The following is a 24381-nucleotide window of genomic DNA, read 5'->3' on the forward strand; positions in this document are numbered from 1 at the left end:
ATGAAAAAATATATTCTAGCGGGCATAGCTGCTGTTTTGGCAATCGCCTGCGCTGAAAAACCTGAAAAAAAACCTATGTACACCCTATTTGTTGGAACTTATACCGATGGTGATAGTGAGGGCATCTACACCTACACTTTTGACGCAAATACAGGAGAACTGTCCAACCAACAATTGGCGGCCAAACTGACAAACCCATCTTATTTGGCCATTTCTGATGATAAAAAGAATCTGTATGCCGTTCAGGAAACGGCAGATTTTGATAGTTTGGGCGGCGGTGTTACTGCCTTTAGTTTAAACAAGGACGTTTTGAGGCTTCAAAATAGTATGGGAACCCAAGGCGCGCATCCTTGCCATGTTTCCCTTTCAGGGGATGGATATTTGGCCGTTGCCAACTATACTGGGGGCAATGTCTCGATATTTTCTTTAAATGACGATGGCTCTCTGGCGGATAATCCACAGATCATTGATCATAAATCTTTGGATTCCGTAAAAACATCCCATGCGCACATGGCCAAGTTCAATGCCGGTGGCCTTATGGTGACCGATTTGGGATTGGATGCCGTTAAACGGTATAATAAAAAAGGGGATGGGTTTGTGCCAGCGGAACAAAATTCCTTGCCGTTTAAAGATGGGGCGGGCCCACGCCACTTTACCTTTGGCAATAATGGTCAGCTGCTGTACGTCATCAATGAATTGAACAGTACCATTTCCGTTTTTGAAAAAGCTGGGAACGGAAATTATAAAGAAGTCCAGGTGGTCTCTACTTTGGATGCCGATTTTGATGGAGAGAGCTTTTGTGCCGATATTCATTTATCACCGGACGGAAAGTTCTTGTATGGCTCCAACCGAGGGGAAAACACCATCGTAATTTTTGAAGTTGATAAAGACTCCGGTCAATTGGAATTGGTGGGGCGGGAATCGGTACATGGTGATTGGCCGCGAAATTTTTCCATGGACCCAACGGGTGAATTTTTACTGGTGGCCAACAAAAAAACGAGCAACATTGCCATATTCAAAAGAGACGCTGAAAATGGTACCTTGACATTTTTAAACGAAGTAAAACACCCCAATCCGGTTTGTTTAGTGTTCTTGGATTAGAAGTTTTAGAACATAAAAAGGGCTGTCCAAAGTGTCGATTTTCACCGACCTGAACTTGATTCAGGTCCCCATAGCGATTTGCTTATCAGAATGACGCGCTTCAATACTTTTTGGACAGCCCTTCTGTAAATTCCTATTGGACTGGATTTACTTACATTTCAGGAGTGCTGCCCACTTTTTTTAACTGGTCGGCCTTCTCCTTTAGAATTTGTTTTCCTTTTTGAATGGAAACCTCGAGTTCGTTCAGCTTTTCTTCCACCCGCTTTAGCTTTTCTTCCTTTTTAGCGATTATCTCATCGTCCTCTCCGCTGTTTTTGGCTTCCTCAACACGTTTTTTGGCATCGGCCAAGGCTCTTCTGCCTTTTCTTAAGGTTTCTTCGTCTTGTTTCAATGCTTCCGCGGATTCCTTGAGTTTTTCTTTGGCCTGCGATGCGCGATATTGTCCGAACTCTTTGCCGGACATATCTCCTTTTTCCCTACCATAGGAATTACCCTTGGACAATTCCTCTTGGGCCTCATTTTCCGTTTCTTTAGCGGTTCGTTCGGCCTTTTCTTTGCCCTTGCCCTTGGCATTCTCCTTTTTTTCTTGGGCTTCTTCAGAAGTTTCCTTTACTTCGTCTTCTACTTCTTTCGATTTTTCCCTGACTTCCTTGGCTTTTTGTTTTCCCTGCCCTTTTTCTTGGGATTTCCCTTGGGCATTGGCCAAGTTTAGGGCTGCAATGGAAAACAAAACAATCAATAAAATTCGTTTCATGTGACTTTGGGTTTTTTAGATTAGATACTATCGAGTTCTTGGATCATTTGCTCGACTTCCGATGCTTTTTGGTCCACATCGTTTACGGTTGAATCCACTGTCTGTTCCACAGATTCAATCTGTTCCAGTTTTTGATTCAGTTCCTTTTCCTCTTTTTCGGTGTCCCTGCAAGACAAAGACAGCAGAGCGACAAAAATGCCGAGCACTGCAAATTTTTGGTAGGTCATAACTTATCTATTTACAGGTATATACGTGCAAAAACTGGGGGATGGATGTTATGATGTACTATACCGTCCATGAGGTTCCATATTGGGAGGTGGATGCCCATCCTTAAGGTAAAGGTCAAAATGTCCTTTCATTGCATAGAACTTGTCCTCCCCAAATTCTCGAACACCGTGATCTGCCCCTTCAAAAAGAATAAATCTTGTTGGGTGTTTTGTTGGTACTTGTACAATTTACTTACCAGTTTAGGGATTCTTCAGGCGAAACCCGCCAATCAGCACTGCCGTGCATGATTAGAAGCTTCTTCATTACTACATATTATTTCTTTGATAGAAAGACAATCACCCCAATGACCACAAGTGCCGCTAGAATTGTAAAGAAGATTTTCCAAAAACTATAAGGTCTAGTGCCCGATATTTGTCCATTTTCCCCATTGATGAAAAAGTTGTACTCTTTTCCATTGTACCGATACGCGCTAACGTAAACAGGCAACAAAATATGTTTAAAGGTTTCTTCGGACAGTTTCATATCCATAGAAAGCACACGTTGGGTATCGCCACCAATATCACGCCTGCACCAAGAATCTGCAATGTCCTTTGCCACCTCTTTGGAATGCAAATGGCCATCTTTTAAAGGGATGGTATATTTTTCGGTAACAAATCCGGATAAAAATCCACTGTTGAACGGTTGAAGCTTTTTCAAATCCCAAAAGGCAATTTTACTTGGAATCCTTCCGGTCTTTTGGTGCGAAGCTTTGATCAAGGTATCGTCCACAAATCCCGAAACTTCCCCCGATGCAGGGTACCATCTGGTTTTCCTGACCCTTTGGGTCACCATTTTGCCATTGGCATTGCGCACCCTTCGTGTCTCGTAATAATATTCGCCCCGCTGACCAGTATAGGAAGCATGGAGTTGCGCATCAAAAGTCCAGTACGGTAAGTAGAGTCCTTTGGTGAACTGGGGGTCCAGCGCAGCCTTTTTTAAATTGTTCGGCGCAAACCACAAGCGCTTTGCCCAGTTTTTGAAAATGGCAAAGGATTGTTTTTTATCAATTTGAAAAGGTAAAACGGCACCGGGCAAAATCCAGTTTTCGTTGTAGGCATCTTCTATGATCAATGGTTGGCCGCAATACACGCAATGGAGTGATTTATAATTTTCCTCCACATGTTGGTCGGCCCCACAGTTTTTGCAATGCAGCATGGAAATTTCCTCGCTGTGCCTTAATGCCCCCATTTCTTGTAGGTAGGGTTGCAGCTCTAACTCTTCAAAACCGCTTTCTTTTATGGAGATGTCCTCCTTATGACCGCAGTATTCACAACTAATGCTGGTGGTGCCAGGTTTGTATTTTAGCTCTGCCCCACAATTGACACAGGCTTTTTTGAGTTCGGTCTTTTGGATTTTTTGTTCTTCCATATCTTCTTTCCCGCAAAAACGGGAATCAATAGAAATTAAAATGTACTGTTAAACTATCTTTACAAGAGGTTAGAATTATATTGATCTTTAAAAATGGATGAACACAAAAGCGAAAGAGCCAGACTGTTTATTGTCGTTGGTTCAGAAACAGTTCGAAATAACCGTCCCTTTCTGCAGATGCCTAAAGATTGAACGGTTCATCGGGCCAAAAGGCTGACTTAGAATTGATAATCCACGGGCATTTAAAAACTATATATGCATAAAATTATAGGAATCGGCATTGGCAAGCAAACTTTTGATGTTTATTTTAAGAAAGAAAACAAGATGTTCCTTGGTGTTTGCTTAATTGCCCCGTCAACCTTTAAAAAGCCGATCAAAGGTTTTCCATTGGCGGGCCGAGCCGTGGTCTAAGCCTTTGGTCCATTTTAGGTTCAACGGACAGGTCGATTACCAAGGTAGGCACAGTCTATTTTTAGGGTGCCCAAAACCTATAAACCATAACTATGGCGATTAATGGGATCCGTGTAGGGCAAGATTGATATAAGCAAAAAAATGGCCCAAAACGGGCCATTTTCAATATAAAAAAACTTAATCTATTTCAATTCCCAGCCTTTGCGGTAATCGCGGGTTACCCAGTCGTTGGCCTTCTCGTAATTGGTGATCTCCATGTTGTCGCCATCCCAAAAAAGCTTTCTTCTTCCAGGAGAGTTGTAAGGACTCCAATCGCTCGGAGTTTTCCCTTCTTGCAACTCTTTGTATTGAAAGGCTTTAACGGCCAAGTTGCCCATGAGTACGGTTTCGGTAAGTCTTCCTGCTTTTTCAAAGTTGGAAGAGGTGGGCGTACCGTTTTGGCAACCATCCACAAAATTGGCGAAGTGTCCACTCATTCCACCGGGCACTCTATCGTATTTAGGGGCCGGGGATTTGTACAGGTCCATCATTTCGGACGGCAACAATCTTGCATTTCGGGAATAGGTATCGCATACCAATATGCCTTTTTCACCGTACATAACGGTTCCCCCGCCACCATCACCGATGGTTTCATCATCTTTAAGTTCATCGGGCAAGTTTGGTTTTATACCACCATCATACCAGTTTAAAGCGATATCGCCGTGCTCTTCGTGCTCAAACTTCAAGTGAATTTTGGAAGAAGGGGGACAGGAATGGCTATAATCCGCTTCCACAAAATCATCTACCCAAACTGTGGTGCAACTTGCTTCTGCCTCTTTGGGGTAACCAAGGTCAAGAACGCTAAAAGGTGTTTCCATAATGTGGCATCCCATATCTCCCAAAGCTCCAGTTCCGAAGTCCCAGAAGCCTCTCCATTTAAAGGGAAGGTAAGCATCGTTATAGTCCCTCATTTTGGCCGGTCCCAACCAAAGGTCCCAATCCAATCCTCTTGGAATACGGTCTTTTTTTGTAGGCAAGGGAACGCCTTGTGGCCAAACAGGTCGGTTGGTCCAACAATCTATGGTGTGTACTTTTCCAATAATGCCCGATTCTACCCATTCGCGTGCTATTCGGCTACCATCGCTGGATGCTCCCTGATTTCCCATTTGGGTTACGATACCCTGCTCTTTTGCAACTTGGGTCATTAAACGTGCCTCGTGAATGTTGTGGGTCAACGGTTTTTCCACGTAGGCATGTTTTTTTTCACGCATAAATGGTAAGGAAATGGTGGCGTGTGTATGGTCTGGAGTTGCCACGGCGATGGCATCAATATCGTTTATATGTGCATCAAAAACCTTTCTAAAATCCTTAAAACGCTTTACATCGGGGAATTGCTCGTAGGTTTGTTGGGCGCGACGGTCATCCACGTCGCAGAACGCCACAAATTTCACCCTTCCGGTGTCGTTTAAGCCATTGATTACGGAATTACCCCTTCCGCCAACACCAAAACCGGCTACATACAGCGTGTCACTTGGGGGAATGTGGGTTCTGCCCATTACATGACTTGGGACAATGGAAAACGCAGCTGAAGCGGCCGCGGTGTTTTTGATGAACTTTCTTCTTTGCATTTTGTTTAGTTTGATTTAAGTGAAATCCCAAGATACAAAAAACTGAAAGAGTAATCCTAGCGATTATTCATCCCCGTTCCACTCTTTGTAAAACTGATGGAGATAGTCCAGCATAAATTGATGGCGTTCCCCAGCCAGTTTTTTTCCGCTTGCCGTGTTCATTTTCTCCTTGAGCAATAATAGCTTTTCGTAAAAATGGTTGATCGTGGGTCCTTTTGATTTTTTGTATTCCTCCTTGGTCATGTTGAGGTTGGGCGGAATCGTGGGGTTGTGAAGTTCCCTGTTTTTAAAACCTCCGTAATTGAAGGCCCTGGCAATCCCAATGGCGCCAATGGCATCCAAACGATCGGCATCCTGCACAATTTGAAGCTCTTTGGATGTAAATTTTTCTGTTTCCGTTTCCAGACTGTTCTTAAAGGACATGTGCTTGATGATGTTCACAACATGATGGATGGTCTCCGCATCAACGGATTTGGATGTAAGAAATGTTTCCGCGGTTTTTGGACCAATGCTTTCATCCCCACCGTGGAATTTTGGATCGGCAATATCATGAAGCAGTGCTGCCAGTTGCACGACCAAAGCATCTGCCTGTTCGTGTTTCAACAGTAATTTTGAGGTGTTGAAAACACGTTCAATGTGGAACCAATCGTGTCCTCCTTCGGCATCTTGGAGCTCCTCTTTAACAAAATTGATGGTATCTTGCACCAATGGGTCTTCCTTCATCATTTGGTTTTAACTCCCGATACAATCTGGTTTTCTACTTGAGCAATAAGCTCCTCTGCCTTGCCTTGGTTCGCTATGGGAGGATGTACCTCAAAAGTAACATGGGAACCCAGACCCATCGGAAATTTGCCATAGCGCAACAGTTTCCAAGAGTTGTTTATACTAATGGGTACGATCAAGGCGGAGGGCGCCTTCTTCATCAATACTTTTAAGCCGGTTGTCCTAAAAGGTTTGGGTACTCCGTTTCTACTTCGTGTACCTTCGGGAAAAATCACGGCGCTTCGGTTGTTTGTTTCAATATAGTTTCCCAATTTTTGAAGCTCGGCGATGGATTGTTTCGGGTCTTTTCTATCGATCAAAGCGGAACCCCCATGCCTTAAGTTGTAAGATACGCTGGGTATTCCTTTTCCCAATTCAATTTTGCTCACAAATTTGGGGTGGTACTTGCGCATATACCAAATAATAGGAGGTATATCGTACATGCTTTGGTGATTGGTGACTATGATCAGTGGTCGGTCGGTCGGGATGTTTTGTTTGTTACGAAAACTGTATCGTGTCCCTAGCACATTGGTGCACCGCATAATGAACCAATTTAATATGGAAACACTTTTTTTGTGTGCATTGTACCCGAACATAGTATGGCAAACCCACTGTATGGGATGGAAAATAACCAAGACCAGGCCAAAAAGCAGAAAGAAAATAACGGTCAGGGGATACGAAAGCAGTTTTAGCACGTGTACATTTTTATTGGTTGCCGTAAAAATAAAAAAACCACCCTTTAGGGTGGCCATTCCATATTTTATTTTCTTGATTTTAGCAATGCTCGTTATAGGCTTCCATCAAGTTTTCCGCAATAAGTTCGGCAGGCCTGCCTTCAATGTGGTGCCTTTCTATCATGTGCACCAACTCTCCATTTTTGAACAAGGCCATGCTTGGTGAGGAAGGAGGAAAGGGAACCATGTGGTCTCTGGCCGTTGCAACAGCTTCCATATCCACACCGGCAAAAACGGTAACCAAGTTGTTTGGCGTTTTGCTGTTTTGCAGGCTCAATTTAGCAGCTGGCCTTGCATTGGCCGCGGCACAACCGCAAACCGAATTTACCACTACCAAGGTGGTTCCATCCTTTTTTAAGGCCTCATTTACAGCTTCACTTGTATGTAGTTCTTCGAACCCGGCACTGGCCAAGTCTTCTCGCATAGGTTTAACCAATTCTTCTGGATACATAGACTTTTTTTTGATTATAGTACAAAGATACGGTATTGTTAGCGTTTTTTCATCACCCTTAACATTGCTTAAAGCTTTGTTTCTCTATCAAACCGTTATCTTTGCCGTTTAAATTTTGAAACATGATCAAGTGGATAGCCGCCTTTATCGGTTATTATTTATTTCGATTTCCGGGTGCGATTTTAGGGTTTATCGTCGGGACCTTTTTGGATAATATGGGAGGTTCTGGAAATAACCCCAGGTCCATATTTGAAAATGTTACCCGGCAATCGGTTTCTCCGGCCGATTTTGAATTGAACCTGCTCTCGCTCTGTTCCATAATTATTAAGGCTGACGGGCAGGTGAACCAAAGGGAGTTGGATTATGTGCGACAGTATTTTTTGAGCACCTATGGCAAGGAAAAAGCGAACGCGATTTTCCGGACGTTTAATGATGTTATAAAAAATCGGGAGATATCCGCACAGCATATCTGCAATTTTATGGTTCAGCGCACCCGATACGAGGTGCGCTTGCAAATGCTTCACTTTTTATTTGGGATTGCCCAGTCCGATGGACAGGTAAGCAAGGCGGAAATCCAAAAATTACGGGAGATAGCGGGTTATTTTCGAGTGAACCAGCACGATTTTGAAAGTATTATGGCGATGTTCATAAAGTCGACGGACAATTCGTACAAGATTTTGGAAATCGAGAAGACGGCTACCGATGATGAGGTAAAAAAGGCTTACAGGAAAATGGCAAAAAAGTATCATCCCGATCGTGTGGTCACCGAAAATGAAGCCATCCGAAATGGGGCCGAAGAAAAATTTAAAGAGGTCCAAAAAGCTTACGAGACCATTCAAAAGGAAAGAGGACTTTCCTAAGCTATAGCCGATTTATTCTTCTTTCTTCCTTTGCTCTTCTTTTTTAGTTTGTTGATGTAAATGATGGTTCCTGTAATGGGCAAGCTGGTACCGATCAAGCAGGCCAAGAAATACAACCACTTGCTAGGTCCGCCATAGATGGTTCCGGTGTGAATCGGCTTTATGGCCGAAGCAATTTTCACATTAAGCGGTTTGTCGGCATATATTTCTTTGTTGATCATTTCGCCCGATTCATGGATCTGTAGTCTGTCCTGAGCCACGGTTGACCAAGAATTGTCCGCAATCTTACGGAAACCATAGATCGGGTTTTTTTCGTTGGGCAAACTCACCGTTAGTTCACCTTCGTAGTTCAACTCCTTATTGGCAAGGGCAATGGCTTCTTCCAAGTTAATGGATTTGCCGTTGTCCAAACGCTCCAAATCAACTTCTGTGCCCCCGCCACGGTTTCCGAACACCCGTGTCCCCATAACGGCGCTCAATCCATCGCGATACCCCTCAAAGGACCAACACAGCCCGGTAATGCCCATGATCAATATCAAAATGCAGGCATAAAAGCCAAAGGTGTTGTGCAAATCGTGGTTGATGCGCTTCCAATTGGCGCTGGTCTTGATTTTGAAACCGGCTTTTACGGTTTTCCATTTTACTTTTTTGGGGAACCAAAGTACAATTCCAGATAAGGCCAATATCATAAAAATAATGGTGGCAATGCCCACAATAGGTCTTCCCCATTTAATGTCCATCAATAACCAACGGTGCATTTTAAACATGATGAACATAAATCTGTCCATCCCCGTTTCTTGTGGCGCCAAAATTTCGGCGGTATAAGGGTTCACTTCATAAGTAGAGCCTCTTCTTTGCTTGGGATCTTCCTTAATGGATAATTTGTAGGGTGAAGTTTCATCAGAAGGTATAGTGATGGTGGTAAGGAGTCCTTTTGATCGGATGTTGGGGTCGTTCACCAAGCTGGAAAGCGATTTTTTTGTCCCCACAGCCACTACTTTCATATCTTTTTTGAACCACTGTTCAATTTCTTTTTCAAAAGTAAGGATGGTACCGCTAAGGCAAACCAAGAAAATAATGATGCCGCTCACAAGCCCTAACCAAAGGTGCACATCGTTGATAAAAGCTCGGATTCCGTATGTGTTCTTTTTTCCCATGACCATAAAAAGACCCAACATTGGGTTGGGCCGTGCAAAGTTAATTAAAGTTTTGCGTTGATTTAAAATCAACAAAAAGTGGGTTTTATTGGTTAAATTTGGAAGCAAAAGATCATGCAGGAGTTTCTGTTCTACATAAAATTGGGACTTGACCATGTGTTGGATTTTGGTGCGTACGACCATATCTTGTTTTTATCGGCTTTAGCGGTCCCGTTTACTTTTAAACATTGGAAACGGGTATTGGTTTTGGCCACCATTTTCACCATTGCCCATTGTACCTCTTTGGCTCTATCCGTTTATGAAGTTGCCATTGTGGATGTTGGTCTGATCGAATTCTTGATTCCAGTTACCATTTTGCTTACGGCGCTTTTCAATTTTGCCTATGTCTACAAAGAGGCCTTGGACGTGGGTCTTTTTCTTCACATTTTGGCCACCGCTTTCTTTGGGTTGATCCACGGTTTTGGCTTTTCCAACTATTTTAAGATGTTGATGGCCGAAGAAGAGGATAAGATTACGCCCTTATTGGGTTTTGCCACGGGAATTGAGTTATCTCAAATCATCATCATATTGGTGGTTTTGATTATTGCCCATGTGATTTTGGACTTATTAAAGGTAAAGCGATCCATTTTTATAGCCGTTGCATCCATTTTGATCATTGCCATTACAATACCCTTGCTTATTGCTACGTTCCCCATATAGGGCCTAAGTTAAATTTTATTGAATAAGGTTGTAAGGGTCTGTCAAAGCAGGTATATTTATTTAATTATCAGCGTTTTTTGGATTTATGAAGGCGAGCAAACAAGAAAAATACGATAAAGCCTATTTGCGAATGGCCCAAGAATGGGGCAAACTGTCCTACTGTAAAAGAAGGCAAGTAGGAGCCATAATCGTTAAGGATAGAATGATCATATCCGATGGGTACAACGGAACACCCACGGGATTTGAGAATTTTTGCGAGGACGATGAAGGGTATACCAAATGGTATGTGCTGCACGCCGAAGCCAACGCCATTCTTAAAGTTGCCTCATCCACACAGTCGTGCGAAGGTGCTACGCTCTATATTACCCTATCGCCATGCAGGGAATGTAGTAAGCTAGTTCACCAAGCTGGCATAAAACGTGTGGTATACCAGAATGCATACAAAGACGACTCTGGAATTAAATTTCTGGAAAGGGCAGGAGTTGAAATCGTCCATTTGCCCGTTTTGGAAGAAATGGTTTAAAACCATAATTGCTATATGAAAAAGATCAAAGGATATATTTGGCCTACCCTACTTGCTCTAGCGGTAGCCATCGGCATTTTTATAGGAGGGAAACTTCATTTTAACGATTCCCCGGAGAAATTGTTCTCCACCAATTCCAAGAAAGATAAACTCAATCGGCTCATCGACTATATCGACTACGAATATGTGGACGATGTGGATACCGATAGCATTGTGGATGTCACCGTGAACAATATCTTGGGCAAACTGGACCCACACTCCGTATACATTCCCAAAGATGAAATGAAGGAGGTGGCCGAAAGCATGAAAGGCGATTTTGCGGGTATCGGCGTGAGTTTCTACATGTATAGGGATACCATTACCGTGATAAGAACCATCAAAAATGGACCGAGTTACATCAGTGGAATAAAACCGGGCGACCGTATTTTGATGGCCGACACGGATACGCTTTACGGCAGAAGAATAGCCAACGATGATGTGGTCTCTACCTTAAAGGGCAAGGTAGGTACAAAGGTGAATTTGAAGGTTTTTAGAAAAACCGAAAACAAAATAATGGACGTTCCCGTGGTTCGGGACCGTGTTCCGATCAGAAGTGTTGAAGCGTATTACATGCTCACCAACGAGATGGGTTATATCAAAATCAACCGTTTTGCCGAATCCACTTTTGATGAGTTCAAAGATGCGTTGAGAAAATTAAAACTAAGAGGTGCAGAGAAACTGACCTTGGATCTAAGGGATAATCCTGGTGGTTATTTGGGCATTGCCGAAAAATTGGCCGACGAGTTCTTGGAAGATGACAAATTGATTCTTTTCACTAAAAACAAGAAAGGGCGCATTAAAAAGGCATACGCCACCAAAAAAGGGGATTTTGAGAACAAACCGGTATATGTGCTTATTAATGAACGCTCTGCATCGGCCAGTGAAATTATCGCAGGAGCCTTACAGGATAATGACATAGGCACTATTGTAGGTAGGCGTTCCTTTGGAAAAGGCTTGGTGCAACGCGAAATGGCCTTGGGCGATGGCTCAGCGGTTAGGCTGACCGTTTCCAGATACTACACCCCAACGGGACGTTCCATTCAAAAAACCTATAAAAACGGCAACCACGACTATTACAAAAGTTTTATGGAACGCTACACCAGTGGCGAACTTATATCTGCGGACAGTATTAAAGTGGCAGACTCATTAAAGTTTGTTACCCCAAAGGGCAAAGTGGTCTATGGAGGCGGGGGGATTATCCCCGATGTTTTTGTTCCGATAGGAAACAACCAAGAAGAGGCCATAGAGAGCATGGACGATACCTATCAGTTTTTTGTCCGTTTTGTTTTTGAACATTTGGAAAAGGACAGGACCATGTACGATGGTTATGACCAAAACCAATTCTTGGACGAATTCAAGGTAGATGATATCCTTTTCGATAACTTCATCCAATTTGTACTGGATAGAAAGGTAAAATTGGATTTCTATGCCCATGAGGAAAAGATAAAGGCGTATATAAAGGCCAATATTGCCGAACAATTGTTTTCGCCCAACCTATCTGCCCAGATCAAGGGGGATTTTGATTCCATGCTCAATAAGGTGAAAGCATTGGATAAAGCAAGGATAGATCAATCCCAAATTGGTGCTGTGGAAGAAAAACCTTGATTTAGGGTTTTTTTAGAAATTTTTCAATTGTTCTGTTGTGCCCCTTTTTGTTGCCAAGGCACTATCTGGCCCCTCTTTCAAAGGTCAAATCGTTGACCTTTTCATCGGTCCTGTTATAATTTTGAACCGTGGCCGCGGCTATGCTTAAAAATTATGTCTCAAACTGCATCAAAAAAGGCCTATATCAATTCCAATCAAAAATTCCTGAACAGGCTCTTAGTCTTTTAGCTTTTTGTCTATCTTTTTGGAAGTAATAAAGATCAACATAAGCACTATGGCACACAACGAGGCCACTATCCCAATCAAAGCAATGGTGCTATCGCCCTGAAGCGGGTTTTCAAAATCCACCAAGGTTACATTATAGGCAATAAGGCCCAACGCCAGTATAATTAAAACTATAGCAAAGGTCTTGTTCATATCAATGGTTTAAATATTGTGTGTAAGTAACTCGTTGATGTTGGTGGCAAAAAGCTTGACCGCAATGGCCATAAGGATTACACCGAATACCTTTCGGATAATATTGAGTCCGTTTTTGCCCAAAATACGTTCGATTCTTGCACTCGACTTAAGCACGATGTATACAAAGATAACGTTTATGATAATGGCGACGATAATGTTCTCCACGTGATATTCCGCCCTAAGTGACAGAATGGAGGTCAAGGTACCCGCACCTGCGATAAGCGGAAATGCAATAGGTACAATAGAGGCGGTTTCCGGCTCATCATCCTTGTAAAGCGATATGCCCAAGATCATTTCGATCGCCAAGAAAAATATGATAAAGGCACCGGCAACGGCAAAGGAATTTACATCGATCCCGATCAAAGAGAGAATACTTTCCCCAACAAACAAGAAGGCAACCATTATACATGTGGCCACAATGGAAGCCTTTTCCGACTGCACATGGCCAACCTTGCTCCTTAGGGATAAAATAATGGGGATACTTCCCAAAATATCGATTACGGCAAACAATACCATTCCAGCGGTGGCAATCTCCTTAAAATTAAAATTCATCGCATCATTTTTTTCGGACGGCAAATTTACGGGTAAAAAACACTTTTGGACTACATAAAATGTTTATAAATCATCAAATTTTCGGTTTTGAATTACCTTTGTCCAAAAAGTAAGCCCTTAGTATGTTCCAGATAGGAAAAACCATAGTATCCGAAGAGATATTGCAAAATGATTTTGTGTGCAACCTAAATGCTTGTAAAGGTGCTTGTTGCGTAGGAGGGGAATATGGAGCCCCCTTGGATGATTCCGAAACCGATAAACTCGTAAATATTTATCAAGATGTAAAACCATTTTTGCGCCCCGAAGGCATTGCCGCCATTGAGGAGCATGGTTCTTTCGTAAAAGGAGAGGATGGCGAATGGGAAACCCCACTGGTAAACAACAACGAGTGTGCCTACGTTATTTTTTCCGATAATGGTATGGCAAAATGTGGCCTCGAGGCCGCTTATGAGGCAGGTGCCACCAAGTGGAAAAAACCAATTTCGTGCTATTTGTACCCGGTAAGGACAAGGGAGTACTCCGAATTTACGGCGGTAAACTATCATAAATGGGAAATCTGCGACCCTGCCTGTGCCCTGGGCGAAGAATTAAAGGTTCCGATCTATAAGTTTGTAAAGGATGCCTTGATCCAAAAATTTGGGGAGGACTGGTACAGGGAATTGGAGGAAGTAGCAGCCGAAAACCTTAGATAGTAGGAATGTCCAGCACTACTTTGGTGCCGTTCGGGTCTCCGTTTTCATCGAACAGGTCCAAAATATCCACATCGAATTTGTTTTGATAATCCTTGGCAAAATTGGCCAATCGTTCCTTGGTAATGCGGATGCCCAAGGACTTTCTCTTTAGTACCCTGTTTTCTTTGTTCACTTCTGCCATGGTTCGGCCCACACCATTGTCCACTATTTCGATGGTTACGTGACCTTTGTCCTTGTGCTTTACATTGATCTGGATTTTCTTTTCGCCATCTTTTGGCGATAATCCATGCCACAAGGAGTTTTCCAAGAAGGGCTGGAGGGTCAAAGATGGAATTTTGATATTGTCTATATTGATATCTTTTTCCACTTCGATCTTAAAATCAATCTCGTTGGAAAACCTAATGTTTTCGATGTTCATATAAAGCTCCATGGTTCCGAGTTCCTCCGATAGCGGGATTTCCTTTTGGGATGACGCCTCAAGGATCTTCCGTACCAGTTTTGAAAACTTGTTTAGGTAATGGACGGCATTTTTTTGCTCGTTGTTTATAATGTAAAGCTTAATGGAGTTTAACGAATTGAACAAAAAGTGTGGGTTCATCTGGCTGCGGAGCATCTGTTGTTCCAAGGTCAGTACCCTTTTCTCGTTTTTACTTTGGTATTGGCGATAGAGAATATAGAGAATGGATAAAATCAGCCCAACAATTAGAGCGCTGACAAGAAGTGTTGTTTGGTTCTTTTTCAGTCTAAGGCGAACAATCTCATTTTCCTTGGCAAGTACGGCAATTTGGTTGTTCTTCTTGTCGTTTTCGTACTTAACAATAATATCGTTCATGTACCTTAAGTTGGTGGCACTGGAAATCTGCTTGTCGTATTGGTCGGCTTTTTTGTAATACTCGTAAGCCTTTTTAAAGTCGCCCTTGGTATTTTGGAGTTCCGACATTTTTTCATAGGCGTACAGAATGTTGCTGGGAATGTTTCTGTTTTGGGCCATTTGCAAACCTTCTTTAATAAAGTCCTCGGCCTCCATGTAATTGCCCAATTTTGTTTGTGCCCAACCTGTATTGATAAAAACCAGGGAGGTTATGGAAAAGTCGCCTATTCTTTTTGACTCTTCCTGTAGCGGCTCCAAAAGCACCAATGCCAAGTAGGGCATATCCTGTTTAAGATAGATTTGGGCCAAGCTGTTCTTGCATATCAAACGGCCAATATCGGAATCGATCTCTTCATTGTAGGCCAGCGATTTTCTGTAGTTTTCCAGAGCACCTTCCAAATCTCCTTTTTCTTCAAGGCAATGCCCTATGTTTTGATGGTTGATGGCCAACCCCAGTTTATTGCCGAGTTCTTCTTCAAGTTTAAGGGCTCTCCGAAACTGTAGTATTGCCAAATCATACTGTTCCAAGGTTTGGTACAGGTTCCCTATGCCGTTCAGCGCAACATTGATGCTTCTTTTTATATGGTTCGAGGGGTCTTCGACCTGCTCTGCCAACTCCAGGGCCTTTTGGTTGTAGTCCAAGGCTGTTTTAATGGCATCGGTACGTCTGTACACAACTCCCAACATATTAAGGCTAAGGATCCTAAAATCGATGTTGTTGGCCTCCTGGGAGGCTGCCAGTGCCTGTTCATGGAGGGCCACCGCCTTTTCGTATTGGGAAATATTTCTGTATTTCATGCCCAATTGGTTCAGGGCATAGGCTCTACCTACCAAATAATTATACTCTTTGCTTAAATTGGCAAAATATCTCAACAACGAGGTATCCCTTTTTTCTGAATTCAATTCTTTGTCGAGAGCTTCATACGTTTTGGGCTGAAGTTGTACGAGTGTTTCGGCCTTATCCTTAAATTCTTTTGGGATTTCCTGGGCGGTCAAGGAACCAAAAAACGAAAACAATAATAGCACGAGCAAAGTAGTGCTTTGCGGTCGATATGGATTTTCGGAGTATTGGAGCTTTACGATAGGCACGGGGACATTGTGGGATTAAAGCATATCCAAAAAGTCGGATTTTTTTTGCCGGGAAACAGGAATTTTATGATTGGACTCCAAAACCACATAACCATCGGTTTTGAGGAACTCTTTTATTTTATTGAGATTGATAATGTACGAATTGTGTATTCTAAAGAAGCTGCTCTGGGGTAAAAGTGTGTTTACTTCTTTTAGTTTTTTGGTAAGTAGTATTTTTTGACCATCAGTCAAGAAAATGGTACTGTAGTTGCCATCCGATTCAGCATACAGGATGTCGTAACTGTTCAAAAAGACCAGTTTGCCATCGGTGTTGATGGTTATTTTTTTGTTCTGTGATTCTGCATTGAAGTTGAGCAGAATTTTCTCCAACCGATTAATGCTCAAGTTCTTGGAGTTGAACTTTTTTATCTTGGCAATGGTTTCTTCAAGATCATCGGAGTCAATGGGCTTTAAAAGATAATCGATGGCCTCATTCTTTAGGGCTTGCAGCGCATATTGGTTATAGGCTGTAGTAATAACGACCGGGAAATTCTTGTTCTTTAGGTTTTTAATAAACTGAAACCCGTCCATGGCGGGCATCTCTATGTCCAAGAACAGGCAATCGGGCGTATTTTGCTCCAAATAATCCAAGGCCTCGCGGGCATCGGTAAAAGATGCAATAATATCCACCTCATCGCTCAAGTTGGTCAGTTCCCAACTTAAACTTTGCAGGGCTTTTATTTCGTCATCAACTATTACAGCTTCTAGCATAATACAGAATAGGTTATATCAAATTTAGAATTATTCTTCACATAGTAATAAAATTATGTGTTAATGGATATTTAGCACGTATAACTGGTATAAAAAGGCAAATCATGGGAAAAACCATCATTTTAGGTACACGATAAAAGAACAGTAAGGGGAAAACAAACTCAATCTGAAAACCCTATAAACCAATTATACATAAAAAGGGACAGTTTATACATAGACCACATACTTGTGGGGTATTGTTATTTATATTCGGCTTGTCAAAAATTGAAAGACGGTTTATAATGTTTTGGAAATGAGAAAATGTGCAGTATTATTTCTGATTTTGATAATGGCTTTGATTTTTGCGGCGGTGTTGGATAAGAATGATGCCGGATTAAATTCTGGTTGGAACAAGGTAGTTGTAAAGAAATAAAATAGGCTTGTGACCAACAGTTGCTCTTAAAAATTTTGTATTACCAAATAATTGTACGGCCACAGCAACCAATCACTTGATTGTATAAACCGCTTGCACAATTAATCTTCAATTAGGTCTAAATCTAAATTTGATTTTAGGTTTCGGGGGAACTACCTAGGACGGATATAGGTTTGTGAAGGACATGATTGAAGAGGCCGTACTCTTTGGTAATATTCGGCCCATTGGCCGGTTCATCATAAAAGCGGGACCAAATAAGTAAACAGTATTGCTTCTTGGTCTTTTTATTTGGTGTAAGCTTATTCCCGTCTTTCCGGGAATTTCGACTCTCAAACCAAGATTTTCAACATTTTATGTTAAAAACTTTATGCCTATTTAGCTAAAGAGACCTTTAAAAATTCATTGCGTTTTTAAATCTTTGCCAACGCAAACTTCAAGTTTCAACTTTTTATGTGGTATCGGTTGCGATAACATTTAAGCTGATTTTGAATGATGCAAAAAAAACTTACTGTACATTATAGCATCCCAAATTTTATGCTCCCTGGTGTACATTGATTTGTGCTGAAAACAGTACGTGTGATAGTGTTTATTGATTTAATACCTCGGACAAGTTCACCCCATATTAGAACGTTCCGAGGTATTTTTTTAAAGGAAGTATAAAAAAAACCTCCAATTTGGAGGCTTTTGATTTTATGGCCCGGTAAACCTTAGAGTGACCATGCTTTGCCGCTGGTCAGGGTGTTGAGGTCTCCACAAGGAACATACTCGCCGGGTATTGGCAAATAGGCCAATACTTCTTCACCAATATATTCTGATGATTTATAGGCCCATGTGGCCAAATCCCTTAAATCGTTGGCAAACGAAAAACGGGCGATATCATCATCCAAGCTGGCTTGGCCTCCTTCCAAAATAGCCTCCATATAGTTCATAATGGCTTCGGAATGTGCCTCTTCTTCTTCCTCGGTGCGTTTTTTGAGATAGGTTTGCAATGCTGGTTCAATATCAGCAGGCTCAATGTCCATTAGGCTTTCCTTTCCGGAGTCTGCAAGGACCTTTTCATAGAATTTGTTCATTTTCATGACTACAAAGTCTCTTTGGTCCAAAGGCATCACTTCATTCAGGTATGCATCTATAAAAACGTGCACGTTCATCTCGGTTGCTGACGGAGTATCCGTTTTGGGAAGGATTACGTCCAAGGTCTGCGCCATAGCGTATCCCTGTTCTTTATTTAGGAAACCGGGTGTCCATTCGGCGTAGGCCGGCCTGTTCTTGCAGCTCTGAAGCAAAGAGAACAATGTTGGTGTGGCCACTGCATAACCGAAGGCCAATCCCATATTTTTAAGTGCTGATCTTCTTTCCATTATATATTTCCTTTTTTAAGTTCTTGGGCAGCATGGTTGGCGGCCCGTGCAGTAAATGCCATGTAGGTCAACGATGGGTTGACGCAGCTTGCAGAGGTCATAAAGGCACCATCGGTTACATATACGTTCTTACATCCATGCACTTGGTTATGTCCATTTACCACGGATGTTTTTGGGTCACGGCCCATACGTGCTGTTCCCATTTCGTGTATCCCAAGTCCTAGAGCGTAAGGTCTATCGTAAGGAGTAATGTCCTTGGCTCCTGACTTTTCCAACATTTGGACGGCCTGATCCTGCATATCTTTACGCATGTTCAGTTCGTTTTGTCTGATTTCCGCATCAAAAGTAACGGTAGGTAGGCCCCACTGATCTTTTTTGTCGTAATCCAAGGTCATCTTATTGTCGTGGTATGGAAGAATTTCTCCAAAGGCAAGCATGTTCATGGTCCAACCTCCAGGGGTAAGTACGGCATCCTTATAGTCTTTACCAAAAGAAGCCTCGGCGATCATTTCTTCATAATTGCCCCTACTGGCACCTCCTTGGTAGCCATAGCCCCTAACAAAATCCTTCATGTTGGAATCCCCGCCGAGGTTCCTAAACCTTGGAATGTAGGTGCCATTGGGTTTTCTTCCTTTATAATACTTGTCTTCGTATCCTTCAAATTTACCCGATGCGCCGACCAAGAAATGGTGGTCCATAATGTTGTGGCCCAATTCACCGGAATCGTTGCCCAAACCATTGGGGAACCTATCGGATTTGGACTGCATTAAAATAGAGGTTGATGCTACGGCAGAAGCGCAAAGGAAAATCACTTTGGCCTTGAACTCGAATTCCTCTTTGGTTTCCCTATCGATAACCTTAACCCCTGTAGCCTTTTTGGTATTAGGGTCATAAATTACTTCGTGAACAATGGAATCCGGTCTTAGCGTCATGTTTCCTGTTGCTTCGGCAGCTGGCAATGTAGAAGAAACACTGCTAAAGTATGCTCCGAAAGGACATCCTCTAATACAACGGTTTCTAAACTGACAACGAACACGGCCATCGCCTTCAAATTGCTTGTCGCTATTAATGTGTGCCACCCTACCGGCTGTAATTACACGGCCGTTAAAATGTTCTGCAACTTTATCCCTAACATGGTCTTCCACACAGTTCAGTTCCATCATGGGTTCGAACTTTCCATCTGGCAGCTGCGGCAAACCTAAATTTTCACCGGATACACCAATGTAGCTTTCCACTTTATCGTACCAAGGTGCTATGTCTTTGTAACGTACGGGCCAATCAACCGCAATACCTTCGTTTTTGTTGGCGGTAAAGTCGATGTCGCTCCAACGGTAACTGTGTCGTCCCCACATAATGGAACGTCCACCAACATGGTACCCGCGCATCCAGTCGAATCGCTTGGTTTCGTTGTATGGGTGGTCCAAATCATTTACAAACCAATGTTTGGATGCTGCTCCAGTTGTGTACCCTGTTCTGGATTGTTTCTCCTGTTTTTTAATGTCTTCTCGGGTTGCTGTTCCCGCATGGGGGAAATCCCAAGGATCCTTATCGGCTGTTGGGTAATCTTCACGGTGCTTTACCATGGGCCCACGTTCCAAGACCAAAGTTTTTAGGCCGTTTTCGCACAATTCCTTGGCAGCCCAACCACCGCTGATACCCGTACCTACCACGATGGCATCATAGGATTCCTGCTCCTGATTGTAATAAAATTTACTCATTTATTCGGATTGTTTATTTGCTAAATGTATTAATTATTAAATTAATTTTCTACATTTAATCCCTATGTTTATTGAGAATTCAGCACTATAACGTTGTAGTTTTTGGATTCCGAACGAAATTAACTAACGTAAAAATATGAACAGAAGTAATTTAGCACAGAAAAGTATTGTTGCCTTGATTATGGTGGCATTTTTAGGATTTTATTCCTGTAAACAGAATTCAAAAAAGGAATCGGCCGAAGAAACTGCAACAGAAGTAGCCGTTGAAGAATCCAAACCGGATTTAAAACTTTCTTTGGCACAATGGTCCATCCATAAAATGATTCTTGAAGAGGGTGTAGACCCTTACACTTTTGCAGAAAAAGCAAGTGAATGGGGCTTTGAAGGTCTCGAATATGTAAGCGCCCTTTATTATAAGGAACTACAGGCCGCTAATTTTTCGGAAGAGGCCATGAACAACTGGGTGGAAAAAAGCAAGGCCGAAAGTGAAAAATATGGCTTAACGAATGTTTTGATCATGGTAGATGGTCAAGGGGATATAGCCGTTCCTGATGAGGCCGAAAGAACAAAAGCCGTTGAAAACCATTACAAGTGGGTGGATGCCGCCGCAGCTTTGGGCTGCAGTTCCATCCGTGTAAACCTGAACGGGAGCATGGATCCGGAAGTTTGGATGCCGGCCTCTGTTGCAGGGCTTACGCAATTGGCCACCTATGCCAAGGACAAAAACATCAATATTATTGTTGAAAACCACGGAGGACCATCTTCCAATGCACAACTATTGGCAGAGGTTATGGAAAAAGTGGGCATGGAAAATTGTGGGACATTGCCCGATTTTGGCAATTTCTGCATCAAAAGAGAAGCAGGCGATTACTATTCGTCCGAATGTTTGGAAGAATATGATCGTTATAAAGGAACAAAGGAGTTAATGCCCTACGCCAAGGGCGTTAGTGCCAAATCCTATAGTTTTGATGAGGAGGGGTATGAAACAAGGGTGGATTATCCAAGAATTATGGACATTGTCCTAGAGTCCGGATACGAAGGTTTTGTGGGGGTGGAATATGAAGGCTCCGAACTTAGTGAAGAAGAAGGGATTTTGGCAACCAAGGCACTTTTGGAAAAAGTATTGGAGTAGTCCAAATTAATATGAATGGGTAGATGAAGGGATTTTTGCAACAACTCTTCGATTACAATTTTTATTGTAACAAAAAAGTAATTCAACAATGCAGTGGTCTGGACCATGTTCCGGACAACTGCATTAGACTTTTTAGCCATATACTCAATGCGCACCATATCTGGAACCACCGCATGTTGGGAATCCCAACCGAATTTGGTGTTTGGGACGAGCACGAATTGAGTAAGTGGGAAGATATCCATTACCAAAACCAGCGCACTTCTTTTGAAATTGTTTCCAATACGGATACTTTTGAAAAACGGGTGGAGTACGAGAACAGTCAAGGAAGAAATTTTTCCAATGAAATAAAGGATATCCTTTTTCATATTATTAACCATTCCACGCACCATCGTGGGCAAATTATGATGGAGTTGAGAAATTCTGGAATAGCGCCAGAACCTTTGGATTACGTACATTACAAACGATAACAAGCAACTAACTAACACTTTACATGAATATTAAAACCAAACTCCAACTGTCCTTTATGATGTTCCTCGAGTTTTTTATCTGGGGTGGTTGGTTTGTTACTTTGGGTACTTTTTTGGGCAACAATTTGGAGGCCACAGCGGGACAATCGTCAATGGCCTTTTCCACACAGTCATGGGGAGCCATCATTGCTCCGTTCATTATCGGATTGATTGCTGACAGATACTTTAATGCAGAACGAATTTTAGGGGTACTGCACTTAATAGGTGCCTTTTTAATGTACCAAATGTACCGGTCAACGGATTTTACGGCCTTTTACCCCTATGTGTTGGGATACATGATCTTGTACATGCCCACATTGGCATTGGTGAATTCAATTTCATTCAACCAAATGAAAGATCCTGCAAAAGAATTTTCGAACATCCGCGTGTTCGGGACCATCGGTTGGATTATTGCCGGTCTGGTCATTAGCTATCTTTTTGTTTGGGATTCGCCAGAAGCGTTGAAAGCGGGAATGCTCAAAAACACATTTTTAATGGCGGGCATTGCTTCTGCCGTGTTGGGCCTTTTCAGCTTTACATTGCCCAAAACCCCTCCAACAGTAGACAAAAATGAAAAGGTGACCATTTCAGATATGTTGGGACTGGATGCGCTAAAACTTTTAAAGGACAAAAACTTTTTGGTGTTCTTTATCTCATCCGTATTGATCTGTATACCATTGGCCTTTTATTATCAAAACGCCAACCCTTTTCTGGCGGAAATAGGGTTGCCCAATCCAACGGGGAAAATGGCCATCGGACAAATATCGGAAGCACTGTTTATTCTAGCGCTGCCCTTTTTCTTTACCAAGTTTGGATTTAAAAGGACGATTTTGATAGGCATGTTGGCCTGGACCGTTCGTTATTTGCTGTTCGCTTACGGTAATGCCGACGAACTATCATTTATGCTGATCATCGGAATTGCATTGCACGGTATTTGTTACGACTTTTTCTTTGTATCCGGACAGATTTATACCGATACCAAAGCAGGGGAAAAATACAAAAGTGCCGCACAAGGATTGATTACCTTGGCCACTTACGGTGTAGGAATGTTAATAGGGTTCTGGATCGCTGGGTTAATAACCGATTCGCTTACTTTGGAAGATGGAACTCACGCCTGGGACACCATTTGGATTTATCCGGCAGGGTTCGCAGCAGTAGTATTTATATTGTTTGCACTGATATTTAAAAACGAAAAAGTAGAATATAAATCTTAGATACAACCAAAAATCAACTAATACAAACATGAAAAACGTAAACAAAAATCAGCTATTTGTAGCGGCCTGTATATCGCTTGTCGTTACATCCATGACCTTTGCCATCAGGGCGGGTATTTTGACCCAACTAGGGGAAGAGTTTATGCTTTCCAATCAACAATTGGGTTGGATAAACAGTATGGGCTTTTTTGGATTCCCAATTGCAATGATCTTCGGTGGATTGCTCTACAATAAAATAGGGGCACGTAAACTCATGGTAACGGCATTTGTCTGCCACATGCTTGGATTGGTGCTCACTATCATGGCAGGAGGTTTCTGGACGCTAATTATATCCACCTTCTTTATTGGTTTTGCCAATGGTTCGGTCGAAGCGGCCTGTAACCCCATGATCGCCGATATGTTCACCAAGAACCGTACAGCTATGCTGAACAGGTTCCACGTATGGTTCCCCGGAGGAATTGTGATTGGCTCCCTTATCTCCAAGTTCATGACCGATTTTGGAATGGGATGGCAGTTGCAGATAGCAGTAATGCTGATACCGACACTTATCTACGGATACATGTTCTTTAAACAACAATTTCCGGAAAGCGAGCATATCGAAACCGATACCACAAAAAATATCAAAGGGCTGGCAGACCCATTGTTCATTTTTATAATGATCTGTATGACGCTCACCGCGATATCCGAATTTGGACCACAACAATGGGTAGAGCGTATATTGGGCAATTCAGGAGCAAGTCCAATGCTGGTGTTGGCCATGGTGACGGGTATTATGGCCATAGGCCGGTACTTTGCAGGCCCCATTGTACATAGGCTTAACCCCATAGGAGTGCTGGTGATGTCCGCTCTGGTCACCACTGCGGCGGTTTACAGCATGAGTGTTGCCGAAGGGTCGATGATTTATTTTGCTGCCATTCTTTTTGCCCTCGGAGTTTGTTATTTTTGGCCAACCATGATCGGGTTTACCTCGGAATACCTTCCAAAAACAGGGGCATTGGGAATGTCCTTGGTCGGAGGTGCAGGAATGTTCTCCACGGCCATTTGGCAGCCTGTAATCGGCGGATGGTTGGACAGCGCAAAGGAAACAGCCGTAGCCTCGGGGTTGACCGACCAGGTCGCAGAGTTGGCCGCAGGAAAGGCAACCTTGGGAAAAATGATGTTTTTTCCCCTGGCAGTATTGATTTTGTTTTTCATTTTGTTCCTTTTTAGAAAAAAGCTGGAAGAACGAAGAGTACCACAAGGTCATACCGTAGAAGAAGTAGTATAATTATCAAATAAAATAACAGA

Annotated in this window: 25 protein-coding genes; 11 read left to right on the forward strand and 14 right to left on the reverse strand. The window is 42.5% G+C overall.

The annotated features are described in order from the left end of the window. On the forward strand, nt 1–1101 hold the full coding sequence (locus tag VM932_RS01275; RefSeq protein ID WP_326276782.1) for a lactonase family protein: 1101 nt from the start codon (nt 1–3) through the stop codon (nt 1099–1101). A gap of 151 nt (nt 1102–1252) precedes the next feature. On the opposite strand, the gene VM932_RS01280 is transcribed toward VM932_RS01275, so the two are convergent. From VM932_RS01280 to VM932_RS01290, 3 genes are all read right to left on the reverse strand, one after another. Next, nucleotides 1253–1855 (reverse strand): hypothetical protein, encoded by a 603-nt coding sequence (locus VM932_RS01280; protein ID WP_326276783.1) that lies wholly within the window; start codon nt 1853–1855, stop codon nt 1253–1255. A 20-nt stretch (nt 1856–1875) separates the two neighbouring features. Beyond that, nucleotides 1876–2082 carry a hypothetical protein gene (locus VM932_RS01285; protein ID WP_326276784.1) on the reverse strand — a complete coding sequence of 69 codons (207 nt, stop codon included), beginning with the start codon at nt 2080–2082 and terminating at the stop codon, nt 1876–1878. A gap of 313 nt (nt 2083–2395) precedes the next feature. Next, on the reverse strand, nt 2396–3490 hold the full coding sequence (locus tag VM932_RS01290) for a TFIIB-type zinc ribbon-containing protein (RefSeq protein WP_326276785.1): 1095 nt from the start codon (nt 3488–3490) through the stop codon (nt 2396–2398). Nucleotides 3491–3745: 255 nt separating this feature from the next. Here VM932_RS01290 and VM932_RS01295 point away from each other — a divergent pair, with 255 nt between their 5' ends. Further along, entirely contained in the window at nt 3746–3901 is a 156-nt protein-coding gene (locus tag VM932_RS01295; protein WP_326276786.1) for a hypothetical protein, read from the forward strand. 182 nt (nt 3902–4083) lie between these two features. On the opposite strand, the gene VM932_RS01300 is transcribed toward VM932_RS01295, so the two are convergent. From VM932_RS01300 to VM932_RS01315, 4 genes are all read right to left on the reverse strand, one after another. Then, nucleotides 4084–5508: a Gfo/Idh/MocA family protein gene (locus VM932_RS01300; protein WP_326276787.1), complete on the reverse strand. Its 1425-nt coding sequence runs from the start codon at nt 5506–5508 to the stop codon at nt 4084–4086. A gap of 63 nt (nt 5509–5571) precedes the next feature. Next, entirely contained in the window at nt 5572–6231 is a 660-nt protein-coding gene (locus VM932_RS01305) for an HD domain-containing protein (protein ID WP_326277119.1), read from the reverse strand. Then, nucleotides 6231–6965, reverse strand: coding sequence for a lysophospholipid acyltransferase family protein (locus VM932_RS01310; protein ID WP_326277120.1), 735 nt, complete (start codon nt 6963–6965; stop codon nt 6231–6233). The genes VM932_RS01305 and VM932_RS01310 overlap by 1 nt, the downstream gene beginning before the upstream one ends. Nucleotides 6966–7044: 79 nt before the next feature. After that, nucleotides 7045–7455 carry a BrxA/BrxB family bacilliredoxin gene (locus VM932_RS01315; RefSeq protein WP_326276788.1) on the reverse strand — a complete coding sequence of 137 codons (411 nt, stop codon included), beginning with the start codon at nt 7453–7455 and terminating at the stop codon, nt 7045–7047. 122 nt (nt 7456–7577) lie between these two features. Here VM932_RS01315 and VM932_RS01320 point away from each other — a divergent pair, with 122 nt between their 5' ends. Beyond that, nucleotides 7578–8315 carry a TerB family tellurite resistance protein gene (locus VM932_RS01320; protein ID WP_326276789.1) on the forward strand — a complete coding sequence of 246 codons (738 nt, stop codon included), beginning with the start codon at nt 7578–7580 and terminating at the stop codon, nt 8313–8315. Here the strand turns inward: VM932_RS01320 and VM932_RS01325 are convergent. Then, entirely contained in the window at nt 8312–9493 is a 1182-nt protein-coding gene (locus VM932_RS01325; protein WP_326276790.1) for a PepSY-associated TM helix domain-containing protein, read from the reverse strand. The two genes, VM932_RS01320 and VM932_RS01325, sit on opposite strands and share 4 nt — an antisense overlap. Before the next feature lie 93 nt (nt 9494–9586). On the opposite strand from VM932_RS01325, the gene VM932_RS01330 reads away from it, so the two are divergent. From VM932_RS01330 to VM932_RS01340, 3 genes are all read left to right on the forward strand, one after another. Continuing rightward, on the forward strand, nt 9587–10171 hold the full coding sequence (locus tag VM932_RS01330; protein ID WP_326276791.1) for a HupE/UreJ family protein: 585 nt from the start codon (nt 9587–9589) through the stop codon (nt 10169–10171). 85 nt (nt 10172–10256) lie between these two features. Beyond that, complete coding sequence (locus VM932_RS01335; protein WP_293166594.1) at nt 10257–10694, forward strand: deoxycytidylate deaminase; 438 nt, start codon at nt 10257–10259, stop codon at nt 10692–10694. A 15-nt stretch (nt 10695–10709) separates the two neighbouring features. Continuing rightward, entirely contained in the window at nt 10710–12338 is a 1629-nt protein-coding gene (locus VM932_RS01340; RefSeq protein WP_326276792.1) for a S41 family peptidase, read from the forward strand. Between the two features lie 216 nt (nt 12339–12554). On the opposite strand, the gene VM932_RS01345 is transcribed toward VM932_RS01340, so the two are convergent. Together VM932_RS01345 and VM932_RS01350 are read right to left on the reverse strand one after the other, a co-directional pair. After that, nucleotides 12555–12755 (reverse strand): hypothetical protein, encoded by a 201-nt coding sequence (locus VM932_RS01345; RefSeq protein ID WP_293166598.1) that lies wholly within the window; start codon nt 12753–12755, stop codon nt 12555–12557. A gap of 9 nt (nt 12756–12764) precedes the next feature. Continuing rightward, a complete protein-coding gene (locus VM932_RS01350; protein ID WP_326276793.1) occupies nt 12765–13349 on the reverse strand; it encodes a MarC family protein in 585 nt (194 codons plus the stop codon). Between the two features lie 122 nt (nt 13350–13471). Between VM932_RS01350 and VM932_RS01355 the strand changes: the two genes are divergently transcribed. Continuing rightward, nucleotides 13472–14041: a DUF3109 family protein gene (locus VM932_RS01355; RefSeq protein ID WP_326276794.1), complete on the forward strand. Its 570-nt coding sequence runs from the start codon at nt 13472–13474 to the stop codon at nt 14039–14041. On the opposite strand, the gene VM932_RS01360 is transcribed toward VM932_RS01355, so the two are convergent. From VM932_RS01360 to VM932_RS01375, 4 genes are all read right to left on the reverse strand, one after another. Beyond that, complete coding sequence (locus VM932_RS01360; RefSeq protein ID WP_326276795.1) at nt 14034–16001, reverse strand: tetratricopeptide repeat-containing sensor histidine kinase; 1968 nt, start codon at nt 15999–16001, stop codon at nt 14034–14036. The genes VM932_RS01355 and VM932_RS01360 overlap by 8 nt on opposite strands. Before the next feature lie 15 nt (nt 16002–16016). Then, nucleotides 16017–16751, reverse strand: a complete 735-nt coding sequence (locus tag VM932_RS01365) for a LytR/AlgR family response regulator transcription factor (protein WP_326276796.1) — start codon at nt 16749–16751, stop codon at nt 16017–16019. Between the two features lie 1119 nt (nt 16752–17870). After that, nucleotides 17871–18524 (reverse strand): gluconate 2-dehydrogenase subunit 3 family protein, encoded by a 654-nt coding sequence (locus VM932_RS01370; RefSeq protein ID WP_326276797.1) that lies wholly within the window; start codon nt 18522–18524, stop codon nt 17871–17873. Further along, nucleotides 18524–20242: a GMC family oxidoreductase gene (locus VM932_RS01375; protein ID WP_326276798.1), complete on the reverse strand. Its 1719-nt coding sequence runs from the start codon at nt 20240–20242 to the stop codon at nt 18524–18526. The genes VM932_RS01370 and VM932_RS01375 overlap by 1 nt, the downstream gene beginning before the upstream one ends. A 136-nt stretch (nt 20243–20378) precedes the next feature. Between VM932_RS01375 and VM932_RS01380 the strand changes: the two genes are divergently transcribed. Genes VM932_RS01380 through VM932_RS01395 form a run of 4 tightly spaced genes read left to right on the forward strand, consistent with a single transcriptional unit; the run spans nt 20379 to nt 24361 of the window. Next, nucleotides 20379–21374, forward strand: coding sequence for a sugar phosphate isomerase/epimerase family protein (locus VM932_RS01380; RefSeq protein WP_326276799.1), 996 nt, complete (start codon nt 20379–20381; stop codon nt 21372–21374). A gap of 23 nt (nt 21375–21397) precedes the next feature. Further along, on the forward strand, nt 21398–21841 hold the full coding sequence (locus VM932_RS01385) for a DinB family protein (protein WP_326276800.1): 444 nt from the start codon (nt 21398–21400) through the stop codon (nt 21839–21841). A 23-nt stretch (nt 21842–21864) separates the two neighbouring features. Next, nucleotides 21865–23094 (forward strand): nucleoside permease, encoded by a 1230-nt coding sequence (locus tag VM932_RS01390; protein WP_326276801.1) that lies wholly within the window; start codon nt 21865–21867, stop codon nt 23092–23094. Between the two features lie 28 nt (nt 23095–23122). Continuing rightward, complete coding sequence (locus tag VM932_RS01395; protein WP_326276802.1) at nt 23123–24361, forward strand: MFS transporter; 1239 nt, start codon at nt 23123–23125, stop codon at nt 24359–24361. Nucleotides 24362–24381 lie beyond the last annotated feature (20 nt).

The sequence above is a fragment of the Flagellimonas halotolerans genome (genome assembly GCF_035818535.1).
In the GTDB taxonomy this organism is placed as follows: Bacteria; Bacteroidota; Bacteroidia; order Flavobacteriales; family Flavobacteriaceae; genus Flagellimonas; species Flagellimonas halotolerans.

Bases quoted from the DNA above. Each gene is read 5' to 3' on its own strand.
- VM932_RS01315 (WP_326276788.1), bottom strand. From the start codon at position 7,455: ATGTATCCAGAAGAATTGGTTAAACCTATGCGAGAAGACTTGGCCAGT.
- VM932_RS01325 (WP_326276790.1), bottom strand. From the start codon at position 9,493: ATGTTGGGTCTTTTTATGGTCATGGGAAAAAAGAACACATACGGAATC.
- VM932_RS01330 (WP_326276791.1), top strand. From the start codon at position 9,587: ATGCAGGAGTTTCTGTTCTACATAAAATTGGGACTTGACCATGTGTTG.
- VM932_RS01305 (WP_326277119.1), bottom strand. From the start codon at position 6,231: ATGAAGGAAGACCCATTGGTGCAAGATACCATCAATTTTGTTAAAGAG.
- VM932_RS01285 (WP_326276784.1), bottom strand. From the start codon at position 2,082: ATGACCTACCAAAAATTTGCAGTGCTCGGCATTTTTGTCGCTCTGCTG.
- VM932_RS01340 (WP_326276792.1), top strand. From the start codon at position 10,710: ATGAAAAAGATCAAAGGATATATTTGGCCTACCCTACTTGCTCTAGCG.
- VM932_RS01295 (WP_326276786.1), top strand. From the start codon at position 3,746: ATGCATAAAATTATAGGAATCGGCATTGGCAAGCAAACTTTTGATGTT.
- VM932_RS01390 (WP_326276801.1), top strand. From the start codon at position 21,865: ATGAATATTAAAACCAAACTCCAACTGTCCTTTATGATGTTCCTCGAG.
- VM932_RS01365 (WP_326276796.1), bottom strand. From the start codon at position 16,751: ATGCTAGAAGCTGTAATAGTTGATGACGAAATAAAAGCCCTGCAAAGT.
- VM932_RS01370 (WP_326276797.1), bottom strand. From the start codon at position 18,524: ATGGAAAGAAGATCAGCACTTAAAAATATGGGATTGGCCTTCGGTTAT.
- VM932_RS01320 (WP_326276789.1), top strand. From the start codon at position 7,578: ATGATCAAGTGGATAGCCGCCTTTATCGGTTATTATTTATTTCGATTT.
- VM932_RS01350 (WP_326276793.1), bottom strand. From the start codon at position 13,349: ATGAATTTTAATTTTAAGGAGATTGCCACCGCTGGAATGGTATTGTTT.
- VM932_RS01355 (WP_326276794.1), top strand. From the start codon at position 13,472: ATGTTCCAGATAGGAAAAACCATAGTATCCGAAGAGATATTGCAAAAT.
- VM932_RS01290 (WP_326276785.1), bottom strand. From the start codon at position 3,490: ATGGAAGAACAAAAAATCCAAAAGACCGAACTCAAAAAAGCCTGTGTC.
- VM932_RS01385 (WP_326276800.1), top strand. From the start codon at position 21,398: ATGAAGGGATTTTTGCAACAACTCTTCGATTACAATTTTTATTGTAAC.
- VM932_RS01280 (WP_326276783.1), bottom strand. From the start codon at position 1,855: ATGAAACGAATTTTATTGATTGTTTTGTTTTCCATTGCAGCCCTAAAC.
- VM932_RS01275 (WP_326276782.1), top strand. From the start codon at position 1: ATGAAAAAATATATTCTAGCGGGCATAGCTGCTGTTTTGGCAATCGCC.
- VM932_RS01395 (WP_326276802.1), top strand. From the start codon at position 23,123: ATGAAAAACGTAAACAAAAATCAGCTATTTGTAGCGGCCTGTATATCG.
- VM932_RS01375 (WP_326276798.1), bottom strand. From the start codon at position 20,242: ATGAGTAAATTTTATTACAATCAGGAGCAGGAATCCTATGATGCCATC.
- VM932_RS01380 (WP_326276799.1), top strand. From the start codon at position 20,379: ATGAACAGAAGTAATTTAGCACAGAAAAGTATTGTTGCCTTGATTATG.
- VM932_RS01345 (WP_293166598.1), bottom strand. From the start codon at position 12,755: ATGAACAAGACCTTTGCTATAGTTTTAATTATACTGGCGTTGGGCCTT.
- VM932_RS01300 (WP_326276787.1), bottom strand. From the start codon at position 5,508: ATGCAAAGAAGAAAGTTCATCAAAAACACCGCGGCCGCTTCAGCTGCG.
- VM932_RS01335 (WP_293166594.1), top strand. From the start codon at position 10,257: ATGAAGGCGAGCAAACAAGAAAAATACGATAAAGCCTATTTGCGAATG.